19 protein-coding genes are annotated in these 20,486 nt (G+C 47.4%); 4 read left to right on the top strand and 15 right to left on the bottom strand.

Annotation, left to right across the window (positions count from 1 at the left end; translation table 11 throughout):
• Positions 1 to 236: 236 nt before the first annotated feature.
• The 5 genes from BM283_RS08710 to BM283_RS08690 all read right to left on the bottom strand — a co-directional run bounded on the left by BM283_RS08710 (position 237) and on the right by BM283_RS08690 (position 5,223).
• Positions 237 to 701 (bottom strand): REP-associated tyrosine transposase, encoded by a 465-nt coding sequence (locus tag BM283_RS08710; protein WP_254776292.1) that lies wholly within the window; start codon positions 699 to 701, stop codon positions 237 to 239.
• A gap of 65 nt (positions 702 to 766) precedes the next feature.
• The gene (locus tag BM283_RS08705; protein WP_090692103.1) at positions 767 to 2,557 is read right to left on the bottom strand and encodes a GspE/PulE family protein; all 1,791 of its coding nucleotides are present in this window, start codon (positions 2,555 to 2,557) and stop codon (positions 767 to 769) included.
• A gap of 301 nt (positions 2,558 to 2,858) precedes the next feature.
• Complete coding sequence (locus tag BM283_RS08700; protein WP_090692101.1) at positions 2,859 to 3,284, bottom strand: universal stress protein; 426 nt, start codon at positions 3,282 to 3,284, stop codon at positions 2,859 to 2,861.
• Between the two features lie 40 nt (positions 3,285 to 3,324).
• The gene (locus tag BM283_RS08695) at positions 3,325 to 4,047 is read right to left on the bottom strand and encodes a TerC family protein (protein WP_090692098.1); all 723 of its coding nucleotides are present in this window, start codon (positions 4,045 to 4,047) and stop codon (positions 3,325 to 3,327) included.
• Positions 4,048 to 4,059: 12 nt separating this feature from the next.
• Entirely contained in the window at positions 4,060 to 5,223 is a 1,164-nt protein-coding gene (locus tag BM283_RS08690) for a patatin-like phospholipase family protein (RefSeq protein ID WP_090692096.1), read from the bottom strand.
• Between the two features lie 476 nt (positions 5,224 to 5,699).
• Between BM283_RS08690 and pip the strand changes: the two genes are divergently transcribed.
• Positions 5,700 to 6,662 carry a prolyl aminopeptidase gene (gene pip / locus BM283_RS08685; protein WP_090692094.1) on the top strand — a complete coding sequence of 321 codons (963 nt, stop codon included), beginning with the start codon at positions 5,700 to 5,702 and terminating at the stop codon, positions 6,660 to 6,662.
• 97 nt (positions 6,663 to 6,759) lie between these two features.
• Here pip and bioD read toward each other — a convergent pair whose 3' ends face one another.
• The 5 genes from bioD to bioB all read right to left on the bottom strand — a co-directional run bounded on the left by bioD (position 6,760) and on the right by bioB (position 11,323).
• A complete protein-coding gene (gene bioD / locus BM283_RS08680; RefSeq protein ID WP_090692112.1) occupies positions 6,760 to 7,443 on the bottom strand; it encodes a dethiobiotin synthase in 684 nt (227 codons plus the stop codon).
• A gap of 116 nt (positions 7,444 to 7,559) precedes the next feature.
• Positions 7,560 to 8,441, bottom strand: a complete 882-nt coding sequence (gene bioC, locus BM283_RS08675) for a malonyl-ACP O-methyltransferase BioC (RefSeq protein ID WP_090692091.1) — start codon at positions 8,439 to 8,441, stop codon at positions 7,560 to 7,562.
• On the bottom strand, positions 8,431 to 9,189 hold the full coding sequence (gene bioH, locus BM283_RS08670) for a pimeloyl-ACP methyl ester esterase BioH (protein ID WP_090692090.1): 759 nt from the start codon (positions 9,187 to 9,189) through the stop codon (positions 8,431 to 8,433). Before bioH ends, bioC begins: the two co-directional genes overlap by 11 nt.
• 16 nt (positions 9,190 to 9,205) lie before the next feature.
• Positions 9,206 to 10,378, bottom strand: a complete 1,173-nt coding sequence (bioF, locus tag BM283_RS08665; RefSeq protein ID WP_090692087.1) for an 8-amino-7-oxononanoate synthase — start codon at positions 10,376 to 10,378, stop codon at positions 9,206 to 9,208.
• 12 nt (positions 10,379 to 10,390) lie between these two features.
• On the bottom strand, positions 10,391 to 11,323 hold the full coding sequence (gene bioB, locus BM283_RS08660) for a biotin synthase BioB (RefSeq protein ID WP_254776291.1): 933 nt from the start codon (positions 11,321 to 11,323) through the stop codon (positions 10,391 to 10,393).
• Between the two features lie 187 nt (positions 11,324 to 11,510).
• Between bioB and BM283_RS08655 the strand changes: the two genes are divergently transcribed.
• Both BM283_RS08655 and trmL read left to right on the top strand, forming a co-directional pair.
• A complete protein-coding gene (locus BM283_RS08655; protein WP_254776290.1) occupies positions 11,511 to 12,194 on the top strand; it encodes a ComF family protein in 684 nt (227 codons plus the stop codon).
• A gap of 32 nt (positions 12,195 to 12,226) precedes the next feature.
• A complete protein-coding gene (gene trmL / locus BM283_RS08650; RefSeq protein WP_090692082.1) occupies positions 12,227 to 12,697 on the top strand; it encodes a tRNA (uridine(34)/cytosine(34)/5-carboxymethylaminomethyluridine(34)-2'-O)-methyltransferase TrmL in 471 nt (156 codons plus the stop codon).
• A 143-nt stretch (positions 12,698 to 12,840) separates the two neighbouring features.
• On the opposite strand, the gene BM283_RS08645 is transcribed toward trmL, so the two are convergent.
• The 5 genes from BM283_RS08645 to BM283_RS08625 form a co-directional block, all read right to left on the bottom strand.
• Entirely contained in the window at positions 12,841 to 14,973 is a 2,133-nt protein-coding gene (locus tag BM283_RS08645; protein WP_254776289.1) for a type IV pilus secretin PilQ, read from the bottom strand.
• A complete protein-coding gene (locus BM283_RS08640; protein WP_090692077.1) occupies positions 14,973 to 15,500 on the bottom strand; it encodes a pilus assembly protein PilP in 528 nt (175 codons plus the stop codon). The genes BM283_RS08645 and BM283_RS08640 overlap by 1 nt, the downstream gene beginning before the upstream one ends.
• Positions 15,497 to 16,123: a type IV pilus inner membrane component PilO gene (locus tag BM283_RS08635; protein WP_090692074.1), complete on the bottom strand. Its 627-nt coding sequence runs from the start codon at positions 16,121 to 16,123 to the stop codon at positions 15,497 to 15,499. The genes BM283_RS08640 and BM283_RS08635 overlap by 4 nt, the downstream gene beginning before the upstream one ends.
• A gap of 122 nt (positions 16,124 to 16,245) precedes the next feature.
• Complete coding sequence (locus BM283_RS08630; RefSeq protein WP_090692071.1) at positions 16,246 to 16,833, bottom strand: PilN domain-containing protein; 588 nt, start codon at positions 16,831 to 16,833, stop codon at positions 16,246 to 16,248.
• Positions 16,830 to 17,933, bottom strand: a complete 1,104-nt coding sequence (locus tag BM283_RS08625; protein WP_090692068.1) for a pilus assembly protein PilM — start codon at positions 17,931 to 17,933, stop codon at positions 16,830 to 16,832. The genes BM283_RS08630 and BM283_RS08625 overlap by 4 nt, the downstream gene beginning before the upstream one ends.
• 236 nt (positions 17,934 to 18,169) lie before the next feature.
• On the opposite strand from BM283_RS08625, the gene BM283_RS08620 reads away from it, so the two are divergent.
• Positions 18,170 to 20,485, top strand: coding sequence for a penicillin-binding protein 1A (locus BM283_RS08620; protein WP_090692067.1), 2,316 nt, complete (start codon positions 18,170 to 18,172; stop codon positions 20,483 to 20,485).
• Position 20,486 lies beyond the last annotated feature (1 nt).

Here is a 20,486-nt window from a genome sequence, read left to right as displayed (position 1 = left end):
CAATAAGGCAAGGCTGAAACGATGGGGATTATGGGTTCCATCAGATTTTGTGACAGCTTAAGTTACTGGGTTCAACCGCCGGATGCGGAAAACCGAACGTCCGGTGGTGTGGGAGAGGTAACGGATACAATCCGTTACCCCGACCCGATCTCTTATTGCACCTTACAGTTGCTAGTCTTCATAGCCCAAGCTATCTTCCATTCCACCGGCCCAATCCGGTGGATAGACACCTTGCGTTACCCATCATGAAAAGTTGAATACGGCCAATCGACGACACGCTCTACCAATCCATGTTTTACTGGATTGATATGGACGTAATCCATATGTGCCCGATAATCCGCCTCATCCTGAATCAAGTGCTTCCAATAACGGCGCTGCCAGATACCTCGTTCACCTCGTCTCACCCGTACTGCGGATAACCGTTCATTCTTTGGTAGCGCCTTGGAAAACCCCATTTTGATCAAACGCCAGCGCATCGCACAATCGTCATCGCCTGGCGGTAACGCTATCACGCAGTACAAGTGGTCAGGCAATACCACCCAGCCATGAATTTGGAACGGGTAACCCTTTCGAACCCGGCCAACGACGCCACGTAACACATCAATATGCCGGATTAGCAAAGGGTTGCCATGCCGCTGCAACAGATTAACGGTAAAGAAATAGGTGCCACCAGGTTGCCACAGGCGGCGATAATCAGGCATGGCAGGAATATTTAAGGATAGGGCGCAATGCCAGCTGGTGATTGCGTCCTACAGAGAGAAAGAAATTATTTGATACACACCGCTCTGACCTGATGAATGTCAGTTATCCCCTGCAGCACCTTATCAATCCCATCCTGTTTCAAGGTACCCATGCCATCAGTGAGCGCGGTCACGAACATGTCAGCGACGCGTGCATGCTCCTGAATGTTCTTTTTCAGGGCATCAGTCGCAGTCAAAAGTTCATGCAGTGCCACGCGCCCTGAGTAACCCGTTCCATTGCAGTGATCACAACCGACTGCCTCGTACAGGGTAATCTGTTGATGCTCATTACCATATTCCCGCAGCCAGCGCGCTTCGATTTGCTGATAAGCTGCCTCAGGGTTAGCCTTGAAATGCTCGATATGTTTCAATTCTTCGCAGTACTCCATCAGCAGCATCCCGATTTCTTCCCGGCTGGCAGTGTGCGGTTTCTTGCATGGGCACAAACGTTTGGCCAGACGTTGCGCCAGGATGCCCAGCAAGGCGTCAGAGAAATTGAAGGGATCCATCCCCATGTCCAGCAAACGGATAACTGATTCTGGCGCACTGTTGGTGTGCAAGGTAGCCATGACCAGGTGGCCGGTCAGTGAGGCTTCAATCCCGAGGCTGGTCGTTTCCCTGTCGCGCATTTCCCCCACCATGATGATATCCGGATCCGCCCGCAGAAAAGACTTCATCACGGTGGCAAAAGTGAGGCCGGCTTTGACATTGATCTGCACCTGGCGCAATCCTCTCTGGGTAATCTCAACGGGATCTTCCGCGGTCCAGATTTTGGTTGCTGGCGTGTTGAGGTGTTTCAGAATCGAATGCAGTGTGGTGGTTTTACCGGAGCCGGTTGGACCACAGACGAAAAATAAGCCATAGGGTTTGCTGATGATGGATTTGAGTTCCTGCAGATTACGGACAGTAAAATTCATTTTTTCGAGCGGGATCGGCTCGCCTGCTGATAGAATCCGCATGACGACATCCTCCAATCCACCCGCAGAAGGAAGCGTGGCCACCCGCAGTTCGATATCAAGCGGGGCAAACCGTCTGAATTTTATTTTGCCATCCTGTGGCTTGCGCTTCTCAGCAATATCCAGATCACACATGATCTTGATGCGTGTCACCAGTGCATTGCGATGGCTGGCGGGAATTTCGATGTAGGGCATCAGCGAGCCATCCTTGCGAAAACGGATTTTGGTTTTCTCTTTGCCAGGATAAGGCTCAATGTGGATATCGGAAGCGCCCATTCGGTAAGCGTCCATGATGATCTTATTGACGAGTTTGACCAGTTCGTTTTCAGAAGCGGCGGAAGCCTCATCGATTTCCTCGAGCGGTTCTTCCTCGTCCTCTTCAAGTTTGGAAAGCATCTCATCGATATTACTGCTATCTTCTAAGGCAATGCCTTTACCACTCCCATAGAACAAATCTACTGTCGCCTTGAATTCTCGCTGGGTACAGACGGTATAGATGATGGTATGCTTGGGAAAAATCTGATTGACGATGCGCAGCGCTTTGATTCTTTCCGGGTCCAGCGCCAAGATCACCAGACCTTCCTTGGTTTCATCAATGGGCAGCCATTGACTGCTTTCGACAAAATCCCGTTTGAGATTCTTCAAGACCTCGAATGGTTTAATCCGGTCAGCCCGGTACGGTTCATAACGCACCTGGAAGTAATACGCCAGTGCCTCACCAATTTGAGCCGGTTTGATCTGAAAATAATCGATGAGCACCTCTTCCAGATCACATGCTTTTTCACGTGCATATCGCACAGCCTGCTCAAGTTCCGCAGCTGAGATAGTCGCCGTTGATATCAAATGATCATAAATGATCATAGCTGGAGTTTGTCAATCATTGCCGTTTCTGTCGCCGTTTCTGCCGCTGTTTGCAAGCAATGCTCACTAGCTGGCCAGCTTTACCTATCCCCGCAAAAAGATAGTATTCAGGAAAAGCTGAGTCCATTTGCTCGTTAAACGCGTGCAAAGCATGTTGATCTTAATCCGCTACCTGAATTGAGGTAGCGAGTGGCTATATTCTGAATAACAAGGCGTGGTTACTCTTTCTTGTCCAGCTATTCAACATGATTTATCTAACAGGCATTTTCGCTAATAGCGCAGGAATGACACCCGATTCTTGTTATTTGACCAGAAGAATCGGAATCGGGGAAAGATGAATCAGCTTACTGGCGACTGAACCCAGCAGCATACTCTGGACCGTGCCGAGCCCACGTGGCCCGAGGACAATTTGATCATATTGCTTTTCTGTCGCAAACTGAACAATCATTTTTGCTACCTCCCCTACCACCACATGGTACTGATAAGCGATACCGGCCTGATCTAATAAGTCACACGCTGATTTTAAATCTTTCAATCCTTCATCCTGGTGATATTGCTTGATATTTGCCTGACTGATAAACGATGAAATATCGCCGGGCAATGGAAACTGTACATTAAGCAGATGAATTTCCGGTACTTCCTTATACCAGTTGAGCAACTGAATAAAATGAGCAATGGCCTTGTTGCAAGCATCAGACCCATCTACCGGCAGCAGTATTTTTAACATGATGCACTCCCCTCAATTGTTTTTTATGACTTGTTCAATGTTACATGGATTTATTCGTGTCATTCGTAAGATCAACCAAAGCTATATTTTTCTGCGCTCTCGCTGCCAGCCACTTGCCGGTAACGATCACGACTAAGGCAGTCCCAATCGGCATGAACCAGTGTAGAAAAGCAGCATGCATATTGACCCATTCTCTGGTCACTGAGTCGGTTATGGCCATGCCTCCCGCGATCCAGCCAAGCAATCCAGCTCCAATAAAAATAGTCAGAGGAAAGCGATTCATCAGTTTCATGACCAGCTTACTGCCCCAGACAATGATCGGAACACTTACCAGGAGCCCAAAAATAACCAGCGTAAGATCACCCCGCGCAGCACCAGCAATACCGATCACATTATCCAGGCTCATGACAGTATCCGCGATGATAATCGTTTTAATGGCACCCAGCAGGGTTGTGCTGGCATCAATTTCATGTCCATCACCTGCTGCTTCCGGCTGCAGTAATTTGACCCCGATCCACAGCAGCAGCAGCGCGCCCACGAGTTTCAGGAAGGGAAGTGCCAACAGATTAAGCGCAAAGAAAACCAGGATGACACGTATCGTTATCGCACCAAAAACTCCCCAGAAAATCCCTTGGTTGCGTTGCTTCTCAGGTAACCGCCGGCAAGCAAGGGCAATGATGACTGCATTGTCTCCGCCAAGTACGATGTCAATCGCAATAATTTGTAATGCTGCTAACCAGAACTGGGGATTAGAAAAATCCATATTCAATTTCTCTCAAGACAGGGTAATAAATTTAAGAATTTCATCTTGCTGTTGCATCGTGTCACGATAGCCAAGATCAATTAAGGCGCGACAATAAGAAGCTTCAAATAAAACATAGCTCAATAATCTCGAACCGCTCGGACTCATTGCGCCTACAGCACGATATAAATAGCGCATGGTGCGCGGTAATGAATAAGCATGCTGCCACGCGAGTTCACTGATTCTTTCACTCGGTGATATCACCAGCGATTTGATGGGGCGCAGCAAAACGCCCCCCTCTTTTCTTGCCTCAGGCGGAATGAGCGCTAACGTACCATTAATGCGCTCCAGGCGCTCCAGATCAACTTCCAGGCTATCAAAAAAAATACTACTCATCATATGACCCGCGATTTGGGCGACGGGTGGATAGCTCGTCACTTTAACACGCTCAAGGGGGATTTCTCTTTTTTTGTTCACACTGATCACCAGGATACGATCAGCTCCCAGATGCAACGCTGGACTGAGCGGTGCGAGCTGGCGCATAGAACCATCGCCAAAGTACTCGCGATTGAGACGGACGGCTGGAAAAATAAGCGGAATCGCCGAAGAAGCGAGCAAATGCTGGATACCAATACGTGACGCCACGCCTACACGCATCACCCGGCTCCAGGGCTTAATACTTTCATGCCCTTGATAAAATGTGACCGATTGTCCTGAAGTATACCCCCAAACGGTCACCCCCAGTGCGTGCAAGGCACCGAGGTGGATACTTCGCTGAATACCACGAAACGGCAGACGGCAGCCAAGCAACGTTCTCAAGGGAGCATTATCCAGCAGTGCGAAAGGTGCTTTTTTATTGACCTGACTTGACAGTAAGGAACCCACACAGTGAGCCGTGTTGCGGATTACCCCAAGGAGATCTGCCCGATGCACCTGGTCAACGTGCAAATTTCCCCACACTGCCTCCAGTTGTCGCACACCTGTGGCAAAATGAGTGGCCGACATGGCCAAACCTGCTGCATTAATGGCGCCAGCCGAGGTTCCACAAATAACAGGAAAAGGGTTATGCGCAGGAGAAGGCAACAATTCAGCAATGGCACGCAGCACCCCTACCTGATAAGCAGCGCGCGCTCCTCCACCTGTCAAAAACAAGCCTAATTTAGATGATTGTGCGAAAGTATTATTCGGCTCACTCACTGATTATTCATTTTGGCTATTAATTTCTTTCTCGGCTTTTCAAGCACCACAACGCTTCGTTTGTCATAAGTGATGCTGTTACCCGCTTATTTTGGATGTTCAAACTATTCTGCTATACATCCATTAACATGGCTATTCCTGCCTGTCATATGGAACACTCACGCTCTGCTATGAAATATGCATCATAATCGTTTCCTTTAGCCAGGTATACTGTTTCAATCGTTATCCTGTCTTATCATTCCATTTCTACCTCAAAACTGGCTTGGTCGGCTTCATCTTGCGGTATGATGGATACCGTCTGCGGCTCGCCTTGGCGCCATGTTTGGTTGGGAAATGGAATCAAGGCACTATTTCAAACAAACAGGCAAATAAGCAAATAGGCAAATGGCGAAACTCTCAGCAATTTCTTTTGCTTTTCCAATATCTCCGCAATCAGTAAACTGCCAGATTTATACCATCAATGATAGAAGGATAACATGTCACATACCGAGCTTTACCCGGAAATCGAGCCTTATCAACAAGGAATGCTGCCAGTTGATGCGCGGCATACCCTTTATTGGGAACAATCAGGCAACCCTAACGGTTTACCCGTCTTGTTTCTACATGGGGGTCCAGGTGCTGGATCAGCACCCAACCATCGTCGTTTCTTCGACCCCGCCCACTACCGCATCATCATTTACGATCAGCGTGGAGCGGGACGGTCCACGCCCCTGGGTGACATTCGGGACAATACTACGCCTCATCTTATCGAGGATATCGAAACATTGCGACAATATCTCAGTATCGAACAGTGGCTGGTATTCGGAGGCTCCTGGGGCAGCACATTGGCGCTGGCATACGGAGAAGCACACCCCTCACGTTGTCTGGGATTCATTCTGCGGGGGATCTTTCTTTGCCGCAAAAGTGAAATCGACTGGTTTCTTTATGGACTGCGCCATTTCTTTCCAGAAGCCTGGCAAGAGTTTGTGGCACCCCTCTCTCCGCATGAACGAAAAGATATCCTTGCCGCTTATTATCAACGCCTGATGGACCCGGATCCCGCCATTCATATGCCTGCCGCTCGTGCATGGGGTCGCTATGAAGGCAGATGCTCCACTTTGCTGCCCAGTCCGGAAACCGTCAATTATTTTACAAGCGATACGGTTGCGCTCGGGCTTGCACGCATGGAAGCCCACTATTTCAGTCATGACATCTTCTTGCCACACAATGCGTTGCTGGATAATATCAAAAAGCTCCACGGCATGCCTGCCACCATCGTGCAGGGACGTTATGATGCTGTTTGTCCGATTGTCAGCGCAGATGATTTAACCCATGCCTGGCCTCAAGCCGAATATGTCATTATCGAGGATGCGGGTCATTCTGCATGGGAACCCGGTATTCGCTCGGCGCTGGTGCAAGCAACCGATAAGTTCAAAACCATGCTTAAGCCGCTCAAATAGCTCTGCTAACTGCGGCATGATTCCATTCTCCCATCAAACCTGACACCAAGACAAACCGCAAACCGTTCCATCATGCGGCCAGGCGAAGCTGACCAGGTCAGGTTTGATTGGGCAATGGAATAAGCTGCGAGATATCGAGCAACTCAGCATATTCTTTTGCCTCTATTTGTTCATTAAACGGCAAAACACCAAGCAGAGGACAATCCAGGCGTTGTTGCAAGGCACGAATGTTTTCTGCTTGGCATTCCATATAAGGATCAATCTGGTTAGCGACCCAGCCTGCCAGGGTTAACCCGCTTGCATGAATAGCCCGGGCAGTCAACAAGGCATGGTTGAGACAACCCAGCCGCAATCCTACTGTCAGTATCACCGGTAATTTCAATGCGCGCGCCAAATCGCTGCTATCGTAGCGGTCATCCAACGGTACCAGAAATCCCCCGACCCCTTCGACAATGACCATTTCCGCCATTTGCTGCAGCACTTGAAAAGCCTGCTGAATAGCGGTTATATCAATCACGAGACCTGTTTGCTCAGCCGCGATATGTGGTGCCATCGGCGGCACTAACGCATAAGGATTAATCCATTCACGTGCTGCTGATACGTTGCTGGCCTCAACAAGGCGTTCCACATCCATCCATTGACCGTTTTCGCACCCTGCTGCGATTGGCTTCATCCCAATCACCGTTTTACCTGCCCTGGCAAACGCATATAGCAACGCGCAACTTGTGAGCGTTTTACCGACAGCGGTATCCGTACCGGTTACGAAGTAGCCTGCTGGCATAGTGTTTAACTCCATTGCTAAATTAAAACCGACCTGGTTGGCTTCCCCTTGCCGCATGATGCATACTGTCTGCAGCTCGCCTTCGCGTCATATTTGATGGGGATTGGAATAACCATTTATTCCAGACCGAGCTTCCGTCTGGTTTCTGGATTGAGAACTGCTTGTCGTGGCTCTGGTTTCCAGGCATGACCATAGACCACTTCGAAAGTCGCCGGCAGCCTGCCTGCCTGACGGAATGATTCGTAATGCTTCACGACTTGTTGCCATCTCCCTTTCCCGGTCAGGCCTCGCTGTCTGCCATGCGTCACATTATGCGCACCGATGGTTTTAAGATCACGCATGATATCCATCACTTCCTGGTAAGTGAGCGTTATGTATTCCATATCCATGACCGGCGTGGCAAAGCCGCTATACACCAGCAGATCGCCGATATCGTGCATATCTGTAAAACGATTGATATGGTTGTAACTGTCCACTGTTTTAAAGGCCTGCTTTAATTCTTTCAAAGTATCCGGGCCGAAGGTGCTAAACATCAGCAGTCCCCCTTTTTTCAGAACACGATGGGTTTCGGCAAAGGTCTGCTTGAGATCGTTACACCACTGAATGGTTAGATTTGACCAAATCATATCGACGCATGCATCGCGCAGTGGAAGCTGCTCGATATCCGCACCCACATAATGCGTCATAGCGCGCTTACCCAACGGTAACCATTGCTGCCATCGGGGAACAGGTTGACGCGCTTGCAAATGCATCGCGAGTGCGATATCCAGGGCCAGCAGTTTGCTATGCGGATAGCGCTCGATAAGCTTACGGCTGCCATAGCCGGTACCGCTGCCCATATCCAGTATCCAATCGGGTGTATATTTGATGTATTCAAGGCGCGAGAGCATGCGCTCCCCCACTTCCCGCTGCAGAACGGCCGCTTGATCATAGCTGGCTGCAGCTCGTTCAAATGCTTGACGCAACTGACGCTTATCTAAAATGTGATCATAAATCATACAGGCTGGTTATAAATTGATTCGGATGCGATAAAAACGGGGCATGACCACAGTGTGGAAAGCTGACTAATCTTGCGTGAGGCAATTGCTGGTGCATCCATTTGGCTGCATCCACATGCGTGATCACATCATTTTCTCCATGCAACAGTAAGACAGGTTGAGAAATATCCGCTAATTTTTCCCGTAAATCGGTGGTCAGCAGGATCTGTAAACCAGCCCTGAGCGCGTGACCATCAGGTTGCTTATGTTGGAAAAAATGGTCACGTATTTGCGCTAATACCTGTGTCATATCACATCCACCGTTGACCTGCAGGGTAAAAAAACGGTTGAGCGTCTGGGTATAATGATGCTCCAGATTTTCCATAAAAAGCAGCAGCGTAGATTGATCCATTCCCCACTGCCAATCCACTCGTTTGACAAAACAGGGGGTGGTCGCGACCAGAACAAGCTGACTCACTTGCGTGGGGACAGATAAAGCCAGCTTGAGGGCTACCTGTCCGCCGAGTGACCAGCCACAAACGATGCTTTCCGCTGGCAAAATCTCCGCAACACTGGCTACGATGGCTTCGAGTGAATAGGATTCCCACATTGAACTCTGGCCATGACCAGGCAGATCCACCAAATGCAACCGGAAATGCCGCGCCAGCTGATCGCGGATACCGCCCCAGATACCACTGTGCATTGCCCAGCCATGCAACATCACGAGATCAGGCCCTTTGCCTGAAATTTCTACATGTAGCCGACTCATATCACATGACTATTTTCTATGATGAGATGATTTTTGCCAAATCATGTAATGTTTCACTCAACTGCTCAACATCTTCCTCCCGGTGGGCCGCTGATAAGGAAATGCGCAAGCGCGCTTTTCCCTCCGGAACAGTAGGCGGGCGGATGGCAGGTACCAGGATGCCTCTGTCACGTAACGCTGCACTTAAATGCATGGCCTCGTCATTGCCTCCTACCAACAATGGCTGAATGGGCGTCATGGAAGGCATTAATGGCCAACGCAATGAGTGCAGGCTGGTTTTCAATTGCGTGATAAGTTTGATTAATTTTTCACGTCGCCATGCTTCCTGCTTGATCAATGACAAACTGGTCATGAGGGTATGCGCCAATAATGCAGGCGTAGCGGTGGTATAACCATAAGGGCGCGCAAATTGGATAAGTGTTTCTATTATATCGGGTTGAGCCGCGACAAAAGCACCAGAAACACCCGCTGCTTTACCGAGTGTGGCCATGTAAACCAAATGTGGTGAGCGCACATTAAATTTACCAAACGCATGCGTCACACCGTTACCGTTTTTCCCGAGTATGCCGAAGCCGTGAGCATCATCCAGTAACAACCCGGCATCATACTGCTCACATAGCGCCAATAGTTCAACGACAGGAGCGATGTCACCGTCCATGCTGAACACAGCATCGGTGACGACGAGTTTACCACTTGCGTCTGAGTTCGCCAGATACCTTTCCAGCCTTGTCAAGTCAAGATGGGGATAACGCTTAAAGGTGGCCTTGGAAAGCAGCGCTGCATCATTGAGAGAAGCATGATTGAGCCTGTCGGCGAAAATCGCATCGCCACGACCGACCAGCGACGTGATCACTGCCATATTCGCCATATAGCCGGTAGAGAACAATAATGCCTGGGGTAGCCCTACAAAATGGGCCAACGCTTCCTCGAGCGTATGATGAGCCAGAGAATGGCCGCAGATCAGATGGGATGCACCTGATCCCACGCCATAACGTTGAGCGCCCGCACAGGCCGCTTCAATTAATGCGGGGTGGTTGGCGAGGCCTAGATAATCATTGCTGCAGAAAGCAAGATAATGCGTTCCCTCAATCGCAGCATGAACCATCTGAGGGCCGTCGAGCATCAACCGGCGACGGGATAACCCCGCGTTTTCGCGTTCCCTCAGTTTGGCTGAGAGATGTGTTAGCATGCCTGTTCCCGGCTAGAGGGTGCGTAACCCCAATTTGTCAAATAAGGCTTTATCGCTCTCTGTTTCGGGATTACCTGTCGTCAGCAACTTGTCTCCATAAAAAATGGAGTTAGCGCCCGCCAGAAAACATAATGCCTGCACCGCCTCTGACATTTGCCGCCTGCCTGCAGATAACCTGACCATCGCTTTCGGCATCGTAATACGGGCGGCTGCAATGGTACGTACAAACTCGAACGGATCAAGGGGATCCGTACCATAAAGCGGGGTCCCTTCAACTTGCACCAGATAATTGATCGGCACTGATTCAGGATAAGGATCCAGATTGGCCAGCTGGGCAATCAATCCAGCGCGAGCCAGCCGGGATTCCCCCATACCCACAATCCCGCCGCAGCACACATTGATGCCTGCCTTGCGCACTTCCTCAAGGGTATCGAGGCGATGCTGGTAGTCGCGTGTGCTAATGATTTCTTCATAGAACTCGGGTGAGGTATCCAGGTTATGATTGTAATAATCCAAACCAGCCTGTTTGAGCTGCTCGGCCTGCCCCGGTTTCAGCATGCCCAAAGTCGCACAGGTTTCAAGTCCCAGCACCTTCACAGCCCCAATGATCTCGCTCATTTTATCAATATCACGTTGTTTGGGGCCACGCCAGGCTGCTCCCATACAAAATCGTGTCGCACCTTCCGCCTTGGCTGCCTGGGCAGCGGCCACAACGGTATCCAGCGACAGCATATCCTGATTCTCCACACCGGTATGATAGCGCGCGGCCTGGGGACAGTAACCACAGTCTTCCGGGCAGCCACCTGTTTTAACAGAAATCAGCGTAGATAATTGAACAGCATTGGCCTCATGGTATTGCCGATGAATGGTTTGCGCTTGATGAACCAAATCAGTGAAAGGGAGATCCAGTAAGGCCTGGATTTGTGGAACGCTCCATGGTGCCATACGGCTGTGATCCTGTTGTTCACCCCTAGAGTACTTTTTTTCGTTTGCAACAGACTTGGTACTGGATTCAATCATGATAAGGTCAGAAAATTTTGCTCGATCTATAATAGAGTGCCAAGAATCATCAAGGATCACGCTTCAATTGTCAAATTTTCTTTCAAAATTTTTGAACAGGCGATTAAATTTTGTGCAAACCCTGTTCCCAACCCATTGTCTTTTATGCCTGGCAGACTGCGAAAGCGATCTGTGTCGTGCCTGTCGTGAGAGCTTACCCCAATTACCTTCTGAACATTGTCCTTTGTGCTTATTGCCCACAAAAGGTTCCTGTATTTGTGGTAATTGCCTCAAGCATCCGCCAGTATGGACACATGCGCTTGCAGCACTACAATACGTTTTTCCCATCGATGCCATGATTCATTCGCTTAAATATCAGGGTAACCTGACTGTGGCGCCCATCTTGGCTAATCTATTGCTCGCAAAAATGAATCATTGCCCTCTGCCCGATGTCATCATTCCTGTTCCGCTCCATCCGACTAAATTACAGGAAAGAGGCTTTAACCAGGCGCTAGAAATAAGTCGACATATATCCAGACAAATCAATGTGCCTTTGCTGCCTCATGCTTGTGTGCGTACCAGAGACACGTTTTCTCAAACTGAGTTATCGTGGAAGAAACGGCTAACTAATATACGAAATGCGTTTGAATGTACGACGAGTCTCGCACATAAGCAGGTTGCCTTACTGGATGATGTCATGACAAGCGGTGCCACATTGAATGAATTGGCCAAGGTGGTACGTAAACAAGGCGCAACCGGGGTGAGTGTATGGGTGATCGCTAGAGCAATGCCCATCCGCTTTAATCAACGCCACTGAGCATCATCAGACTATGTTATAGAATAGGCCTTATGCTGAATGTTATTCTCTATCAACCTGAGATTCCTCCTAATACGGGCAATATCATCCGACTTTGTGCCAATACAGGCGCTACACTTCATCTGATCAAACCGTTAGGGTTTCTTCTGAATGACAGGCAGCTGCTCCGGGCCGGACTCGACTATCATGAATTTGCTCATGTCGTGTTACACAAAAGTTGGGAAGAATGCAGGCGTAGCTTACCAGGACGGCGTATTTTTGCGGTGTCTACCAAAGGAACCCAGCGCTATGATCAGGTTAAGTATCACCCTCAAGATGTTTTTCTGTTTGGTACAGAAACCCGTGGATTACCGATTGAAATTCTGGAGAGTTTTTCCAATACGCAACGTATTCATATTCCCATGCTGCCTGACCGTCGCAGCTTGAATCTTGCTAATGCTGTTTCCATCGTAATCTACGAGGCTTGGCGACAGCTTGGGTTTATCGCAAACGGGAAATGTTAGCCTCGATTTCTGAGCCGGCTGTGGTGCATATTGGTACAGCAGCGAAAACAGGAGGACAAGCATGCAATCGATAAGAAAGACTACTATATGGATTCTCTTAACAACCGAGCTAGCCATTAGCTGCAAAATCCAGCTTTAATGGTTTAACGTATGCTTAAATTTTCATTCAAAATCCGAGGGGTGACAAAAATCAGCAGTTCCCGCTTATCATCCCGTCTTGAATTATTCTTGAAGATATTACCGATTATCGGCACATCACCGAGCAAAGGCACTTTGTTATTCGCAACATTTTCTGCTCGCTCGAAAATCCCACCAATTACTACGGTGCCACCATTCTCAATGAGAACTTCAGTCGTAATTTGTTTAGTGTCAATCGCTGGACCAGCAGGCGTATCTTGACCACGGGTGTCCTGATTAACTTGCAGCTTCATGATAATGTTGTCATCCGGAGTAATCTGTGGCGTTACCCTGAGGGCCAGCACAGCTTTTTTGAACTGAATCTGCGGCCTTCCGAGCTGGCTGACAATCTGGAAAGGTATTTCGGTTCCCTGCTCAATGGTTGCTTCTACACGGTTAGCTGTAACCAGGCGTGGACTGGCAATCACTCTACCTTTACTGTCTGATTCCAGTGCAGATAATTCCAGATTGATCAGCGAATCATCATTGATCTTGATTAAACTCAGCGCTAAAGCAGCCGGCCCCCCTGCTGCACCCGCAATCGCAGCAGCCGGTAAATTGACGTTAAGATTCTGGCCACCGCCCGGGGCAGCGCCAGTAGCAAGTGCGCTGGAGCTGTCCAGATTGCCGGAGATTCCCAGATTACGGTTTCCGATCTGATGAGCACTTTGTACGCCAAACCGGGCACCTAGATTGCGACTAAAGGTATCCGTTGCGACCACGATACGGGACTCGATCATGACTTGACGCACAGGAGTGTCAAGATTTCTGATATGTTTGGCGACCTCTGCCAGTCTGATAGGAATATCGGTGACGGTCAAAGTATTACTGATATCATCAACTTCTACCGTTCCACGTTGACTCAAAATCCCTTTGAGAGGAATTGAACTGGCTGTCCGATAATTTAATCGGAAAGTCTCAGTATGCAAAGGTTCTAATTCAGTAATTTGCTGACGAGACTCCAGTTCGGTTTTTTCCCTGGCAGCTAATTCCTCACGTGGAGCAATAAAAATGACGTTACCTACTCGCCGTTTATCGAGCTCCTGGGACTGAAGTACAATATCCAAAGCTTGGTCCCAGGGGACATCTTTCAGACGCAAAGTAAGACTTCCTTTAACTGAATCGCTGGCAATAATATTGAGATTAGTAAACTCAGCCAGAACCTGCAAAACTGAGCGAACTTCCACATTCTGAAAATCAAGCGATAGTTTCTCGCCAGTATACCCTCCTGTGAGCAATTTCCTGTGGGCAGGCACATCTTCGCTTTCAACAATCGGCTTGACATCCAGAATAAATCTCGCCCCTGCATGATAGGAGGTATGCTCCCACCGTCCTTTGGGTTTGATGACCATCTGTACGTTATTACCTTGTGTCATGGTTTCTATAGTTTGCACTGGTGTGCCAAAATCTACCACATCCACACGCCGCTCTAAATGAGGAGGCAAATAAGCGTTGATGAATTCGATCATGATCCGGTTATCCTGTTGACGGACATCGACGCCGATGCCTGGGGCGGAAAGATCGACTTCCACACGGCCCTCGCCATTCAGGCCACGCTTGAAATCAATATCTTGCAGGCTCAACAGCTTCTTCTCCTGCATATCTACGCTGTTAAAAGGATGAACGGGAGCATGGGCAGTTTTTTTTGCATTGAGTCCATTTAGTGAAATAAACAGTTGATTTCCTACCATTTTAGTCTCATAGATCATAGGCTTTAACAAGTTCATCACCAGGCGGGTACGGTTTTCAGTTTGAACAATATCAATACTCTTCAAATCTCCTTCCTCTACTGCCTGTACTCTTTTACCCAGTGCATTAACCGTATTGATAAAATCAAAATAAATTCTATCCGGATTGTTCAAAGAAATCCCTACAGGCGCTGTATCAAGCAGTTGATCAAGCGATACTTTCACTATGATTTGTCTGTTTCGATTGCTAACCACATCGATTCCACTGATTCTGTTCTGCTGCTTTGATGCCACACGCGCCGGATTATCGGCCGCGACGATGGGAACCTGAAATAATATCAATAATAGTATGAGTTGGGAGGCAGCATATCGCCACCCGTAGAAAAGCTCTCTTGCTATCATCCTTCTCATTATTTCTGCGCCTGCACTTGCAATACGAGCGTACTCAGGCGCTCGATCCAAACATGGACACCATCTTGTACGATTTCTTTTAGCTGGATTTCTGTCTCGGAAATATTGGTAATCAATCCAAAATTCTGGCCTAAGTAATTACCAGCCTTGACACGATGCACAGTATTATCAGGCGTTCTCACTAATGCAAAAATTTGCTTGTTTCGCTGCAATGTTCCTACCATGGTCAGATTTTCCAGCGGAAAATTCTCCAACGCTTCCTTACGTCGTTTCAGATCAGGCTGAAGCGTGTCATGCTTGCTGGATGGAATGTTTTTTTGTGCATTGAAAGGATCGGAAACGTTAAATGCTTCATAATTGAACTGAGCAAAAGGCCTGATCTGAGGTAATGGCTCGACCTTGCCACGCAACCCTTCTCCAGATTGGTTCACAAACTCTTCAAGATCACTGTAGGTCCCTTCACTACAGGCCGAGACCGAAACGATAACAAGCCATATACGCCATAAATGAGGAAACCACTTAATCATTTATTTCCCCCACTGTTGCTCTTGACCTGATTAGCAAGCTCTTCATCATCAAGATAGCGAAAGGTCTTTGCGACAGCGTTCAATACCAGATTTTGCTCCTTCCCGGGAGTAATATTGATCTCATTTAACGTTACAATCCGTGGTAATTGGGCAACATCACTGGCAAAAGCACCGATGTCGTGATAGTTACCCATGACACGTACCGTTACGGGTAATTCAGCATAAATTTCCTTGATCGTTTCGCTCGCTGCGGGCTTGAATAACTCAAATTGCAATCCCCGTCCTAAACCAGCCCGATTAATATCTACCAGCAAAGCATCTATTTCAGATTTATTGGGTAATTGTTTCAGCATCAAACTGAGTGTCTGCTCGATCTCCTGTAATTGCTGCCGCATAATATCCAAATTAACCGCGCTTCTTTTTTTGATCAGATAAGTTTCTTTAAGCGTCACTTCCTCTGCTTCAGCCCTTTCAAGCATTTCTGACTGCTCCTGCCAATCCAGAAAATAACCTACTGCAACAATTGCCACCAGCAAACTGATCAATGCACAGACCTTAATGGCTACCGGCCAGCTACCGGGATCATTGGGGTTAAGTAGCCGCAATTGTTCTGATAAATTCATCCTCATCCCCCTTTTTATTCCAGTTCTAAATCAAAACTGCCTTTGCCGGCTTCACCCTGCCGTATGATGGATACTGTCTGCGGCTCGCCTTCGCACCATTTTTGATTTGGAAATGGAATCAGCTAATTGGAAATATGCGCTGGCGTAGATCCATTATCCCAGCTAGTCAATAATTCGGTGAGCCTCACATTCAAATCAAATTCATTCATACGCACATTATTGACATTAACTGCCTTGATCTCGATCAATAGAGGAGATTCAAATATGGGTGACGCGTCCAAATTCCGCATTAAGGTAGATACCCATGCATTTGATTGCGCATAGCCAGAAAGATGGATGTGCTCATTAGTTTGCTTGAGACTCTTGAGATATACCCCATCTGGCACTAGTCTAGCCAGCTGATCTAACATATAAACAACATGCGTGCGATTGACTTGTAATGCTTCTACGACCTCTTTGCGTGCGAGCACTTCCTTGAGTTGCTGCTTGATTTGTTTGATTTCTACAATTTGCTTATCGAGAATAGCAATTTGACTCTGCAGGTATTGATTACGCCTATTCTGATACTCAATCTTTCCCAGAATAGCCTCATGCCCTGCCCAGATAGTCAGTATGCCAAGAACACAAGCAACTCCAGCCAGCATGGCAAACTGCTGCTGGCGTGCCTTACGTTTAAGTTCACGGTGCGGAAGTAAATTAATGCGAATCATGATGGATCAAAGCCCCGCATTGCCAATCCACAGGCAGTCATTAATAGGGGTGCATCTGCTTTCAGCTGCTTGAGGGGGATACGATTAGATAGCTCCATATTGACAAAAGGGTTAGCGATTTGTGTCATCACTTGGGTACATTCAGTCATCATCTCCCCCAAACCAGGAACTGTTGCGCATCCGCCACAAAGAAAAATATAATCAATCCGGGTATATTGGGTAGAAGTAAAAAAGAACTGCAAAGCACGTTTCACCTCCTGCGTAAGTGTTTCGCAGAAAGGTTGCAACACATTCGTCTGGTAGCTGTTGGGTAAACTCCCATTGCGCTTGGCTGCTTCCGCTTCTTCATATGTCAAATTAAACTGATTCTGAATTTCCTGAGTTAACTGAGCTCCCCCAAACGGTTGATTCCGTGTATACACAAATTCACCATTGCAAAGAACATTTAGACGGGTAGTGCTCGCACCGATATCGACCAGTGCAATCACTTGATCCTTGCCTTCTCCAGGCAACTGACGCTCAATTAACTCAAAAGAAGTTTGGGCAGCGAAGTGCTCGACATCGATTACGACTGCTTTTAAACCAGCCGTTAATGCAGCAGCAACCCGATCTTCCACTTTTTCCTTGCGTGCAGCAGCGATCAGGACTTCTACCTCATTTGGATTCTCAGGTATTGCTCTGATGACCTGAAAATCGAGATTGACTTCATCCAGCGTAAATGGAATATATTGATTCGCCTCTGTTTCAACTTGAAAGACCAAATCATCTTCTCGTTGCCCAACGGACATGATGATTTTTTTGGTAATGACAGCAGCCGCGGGCAGTGCAAGGGCGATATTTTTTACACGTGTCTCCATGCGCTTCCATGCACGATGAAGGCTATCTCCCACTTCCTTGAGATCATTGATATTTCCATCAAGAATAGCTTCTTTCGGCATCGGTTCAATAACATATCGCTCAAGGCATAATGTGTTCTCAGCTTTGTTAGTCATGGAAAGCTCGATCATTTTCACCGACGAAGCACTGATATCGACCCCTAAGAGTCGTGACGATCTGGTAGAAAAGAAATTAAGATTGATATCAAAGCTTTTATTCAACATTGATTTATTAGAAACAATATTTTAAAGTGCGGTATTGTAATTATCAGATGACATGCAAAAATTTTCATCGGCATGTGTAATCCTTCGAGTCAATCTAACTTTCTTTAGCAAACTGATATGCTGGGTAAACTATTCTGGCAGATTCCAAAAGAGTTTGATTTATACAAAAACAGCAGATATACCCTCTATAATTAGCAATTGATTTTTATTCCTCATAGTTAGAAATTTTATATCTCATGTTATTTCGTTGGCTGGCCTATCTCTTTCTAGCAGTGCTGGGAGCAAGCATGATTGGTGTTTTGCTAATCGTTTTTGCAGCACTCGTTGTTATCCCGACATTACCTTCGCTCGAAGTTTTGATGGATTATCGGCCTAAGATACCGTTACGGATCTATAGCGCGGAAGGGTTACTCATCGGTGAATTTGGAGAAGAGCGTAGAAATTTTGTAAAAATTAACGAAACACCCACCTATCTTAAACAAGCCATCGTGGCCGCTGAGGATGACCGTTTCTATCAGCACGGCGGGGTGGATTATATTGGTATTCTGCGAGCTGCTTATTCCAATTTCAGTGGAGGAGGCGCGCTTCAAGGTGGCAGTACGATTACGATGCAGGTTGCACGTAATTTTTTTCTGACCAAAGAAAAAACCTTGACGAGAAAATTCAGCGAAGCCTTACTGGCATTTAAAATTGAGCACAGTCTAAGTAAAGATAAAATTCTAGAACTCTATATTAATCAGATATATCTGGGTCAAAGAAGCTATGGGTTCTCAGCCGCAGCTCAAACTTATTTTGGAAAATCGCTCGATGAAATTAATTTAGCGGAAGCAGCCATGCTGGCAGGATTACCCAAGGCCCCCTCAAGATTTAACCCAGTCGTTAATCCAGAGCGCGCAAAGATACGCCAGCGTTATGTGTTGAAGCGGATGCACGAACTTGACTATATTTCCGACGAACAATTAGCCAAGTCAGAAAAGCAGCCGTTACCCATACACCGCCAAGTACGGAATTCTGCCATGCCCGCTGAGTACGTGGTTGAAATGGCCAGACAAGCAGTATATCAACGCTTTGGTGAAGAAGCCTATACACGTGGCATTAAAGTCTATACCACTGTAAGAAAATCAGATCAAGAGGCCGCTAATCAAGCACTGCGTAAAGGCGCATTAGAATATGATAGCCGTCATGGTTATCGAGGCCCAGAAGGGTTCATTGATTTACCCAGAAATGATGCTAACCTGAAAAAAAATCTGGAAGAAGCGCTGCAACCATTTCATGATAGCTACGATATGTTCATTGCTGTAGTGCTAACCACCAGCTTAAATTCTGTTAAAGCTTATCATAAGGGTGGAGAAGTGATACAGATTAGCGGAGATGGACTCAAGTTTGCCAAAAGATTTCTTACCGATGACCCTAAGATTGGTAACCAGCGAATTCGTCCAGGCGCATTAATCCGGATACAAAAGAATGAGAAAAATGTCTGGCAAATTGTCCAACTTCCCGAAATTGAAGCCGCACTCGTTGCCATTGATCCGATTGATGGGATGATTCGTGCTCTGGCCGGAGGATTTGATTTCAATCTCAATCAGTTTAATCATGTCACCCAAGCATGGAGACAACCAGGCTCCAGCTTCAAACCATTCATTTACTCCGCTTCACTGGAAAAAGGATTTACACCCGCAACGATCATCAACGATGCGCCTTTATTTTTCGATGCGGCGCAAACGGGTAGCAAGTCTTGGGAACCTAAAAATTTTGATGGCAAGTTCAGCGGTCCAATACGCATGCGCGTTGCACTGACTCATTCAAAAAATCTGGCATCCGTTCGAATTCTTCAATCCATTGGACTGCGCTACGCCCAGGATTATATTACTCGCTTTGGTTTTGATAGTGATCGTCACCCTCCTTTTTTACCCATGGCGCTGGGAGCAGGCTCTGTAACCCCCCTGCAAATGGCCGTTGGGTATGCCACGTTTGCTAACGGCGGTTTTCGCATTCATCCTTACTTCATCGAAAGAATAGAAGATGATGAGGGTAGAATTCTTGAAAATGCTCAACCTGTTATTGCCGGGATGAATGCTAAGCAGGTGATTGATCCACGGAATGCCTTTCTGATGACCAGTATGATGCAAGATGTGATTCAACGAGGAACAGCCACCATGGCAAAAAGACTCGGTCGCAAGGATATCGCAGGAAAAACAGGCACAACCAGTAATTTTATTGATACCTGGTTTTGTGGTTTTCAGAAGAATTTGGTCACGGTAAGCTGGGCGGGGTTTGATGAACCTAAAACATTGGGTAAGAATGAAACCGGAGGACGTGTCGCTTTACCCATCTGGATAAACTATATGGAAAAGGCGTTAAAAGATATCCCTGTTGCGACTTATACTCCTCCCCAAGGCATCATGATAGCCAGAATTAATCCGGAAACCGGCTTGAGAGAAGAGAGAGGAGCGATGAGCGAATATTTTTTCAACGAACAGCTCCCCCCTCAGGCTGAGTTACCTACTGAGGATTTTGACTCGATAGAAGCGCTATGGAATCAGTTATACTGAA

This window comes from Nitrosomonas sp. Nm34 (assembly GCF_900113925.1).
GTDB lineage: Bacteria > Pseudomonadota > Gammaproteobacteria > Burkholderiales > Nitrosomonadaceae > Nitrosomonas.
The sequence above is the reverse complement of the archived record's forward strand: the minus strand, read 5'-3'. Positions and strand labels throughout refer to the sequence as shown.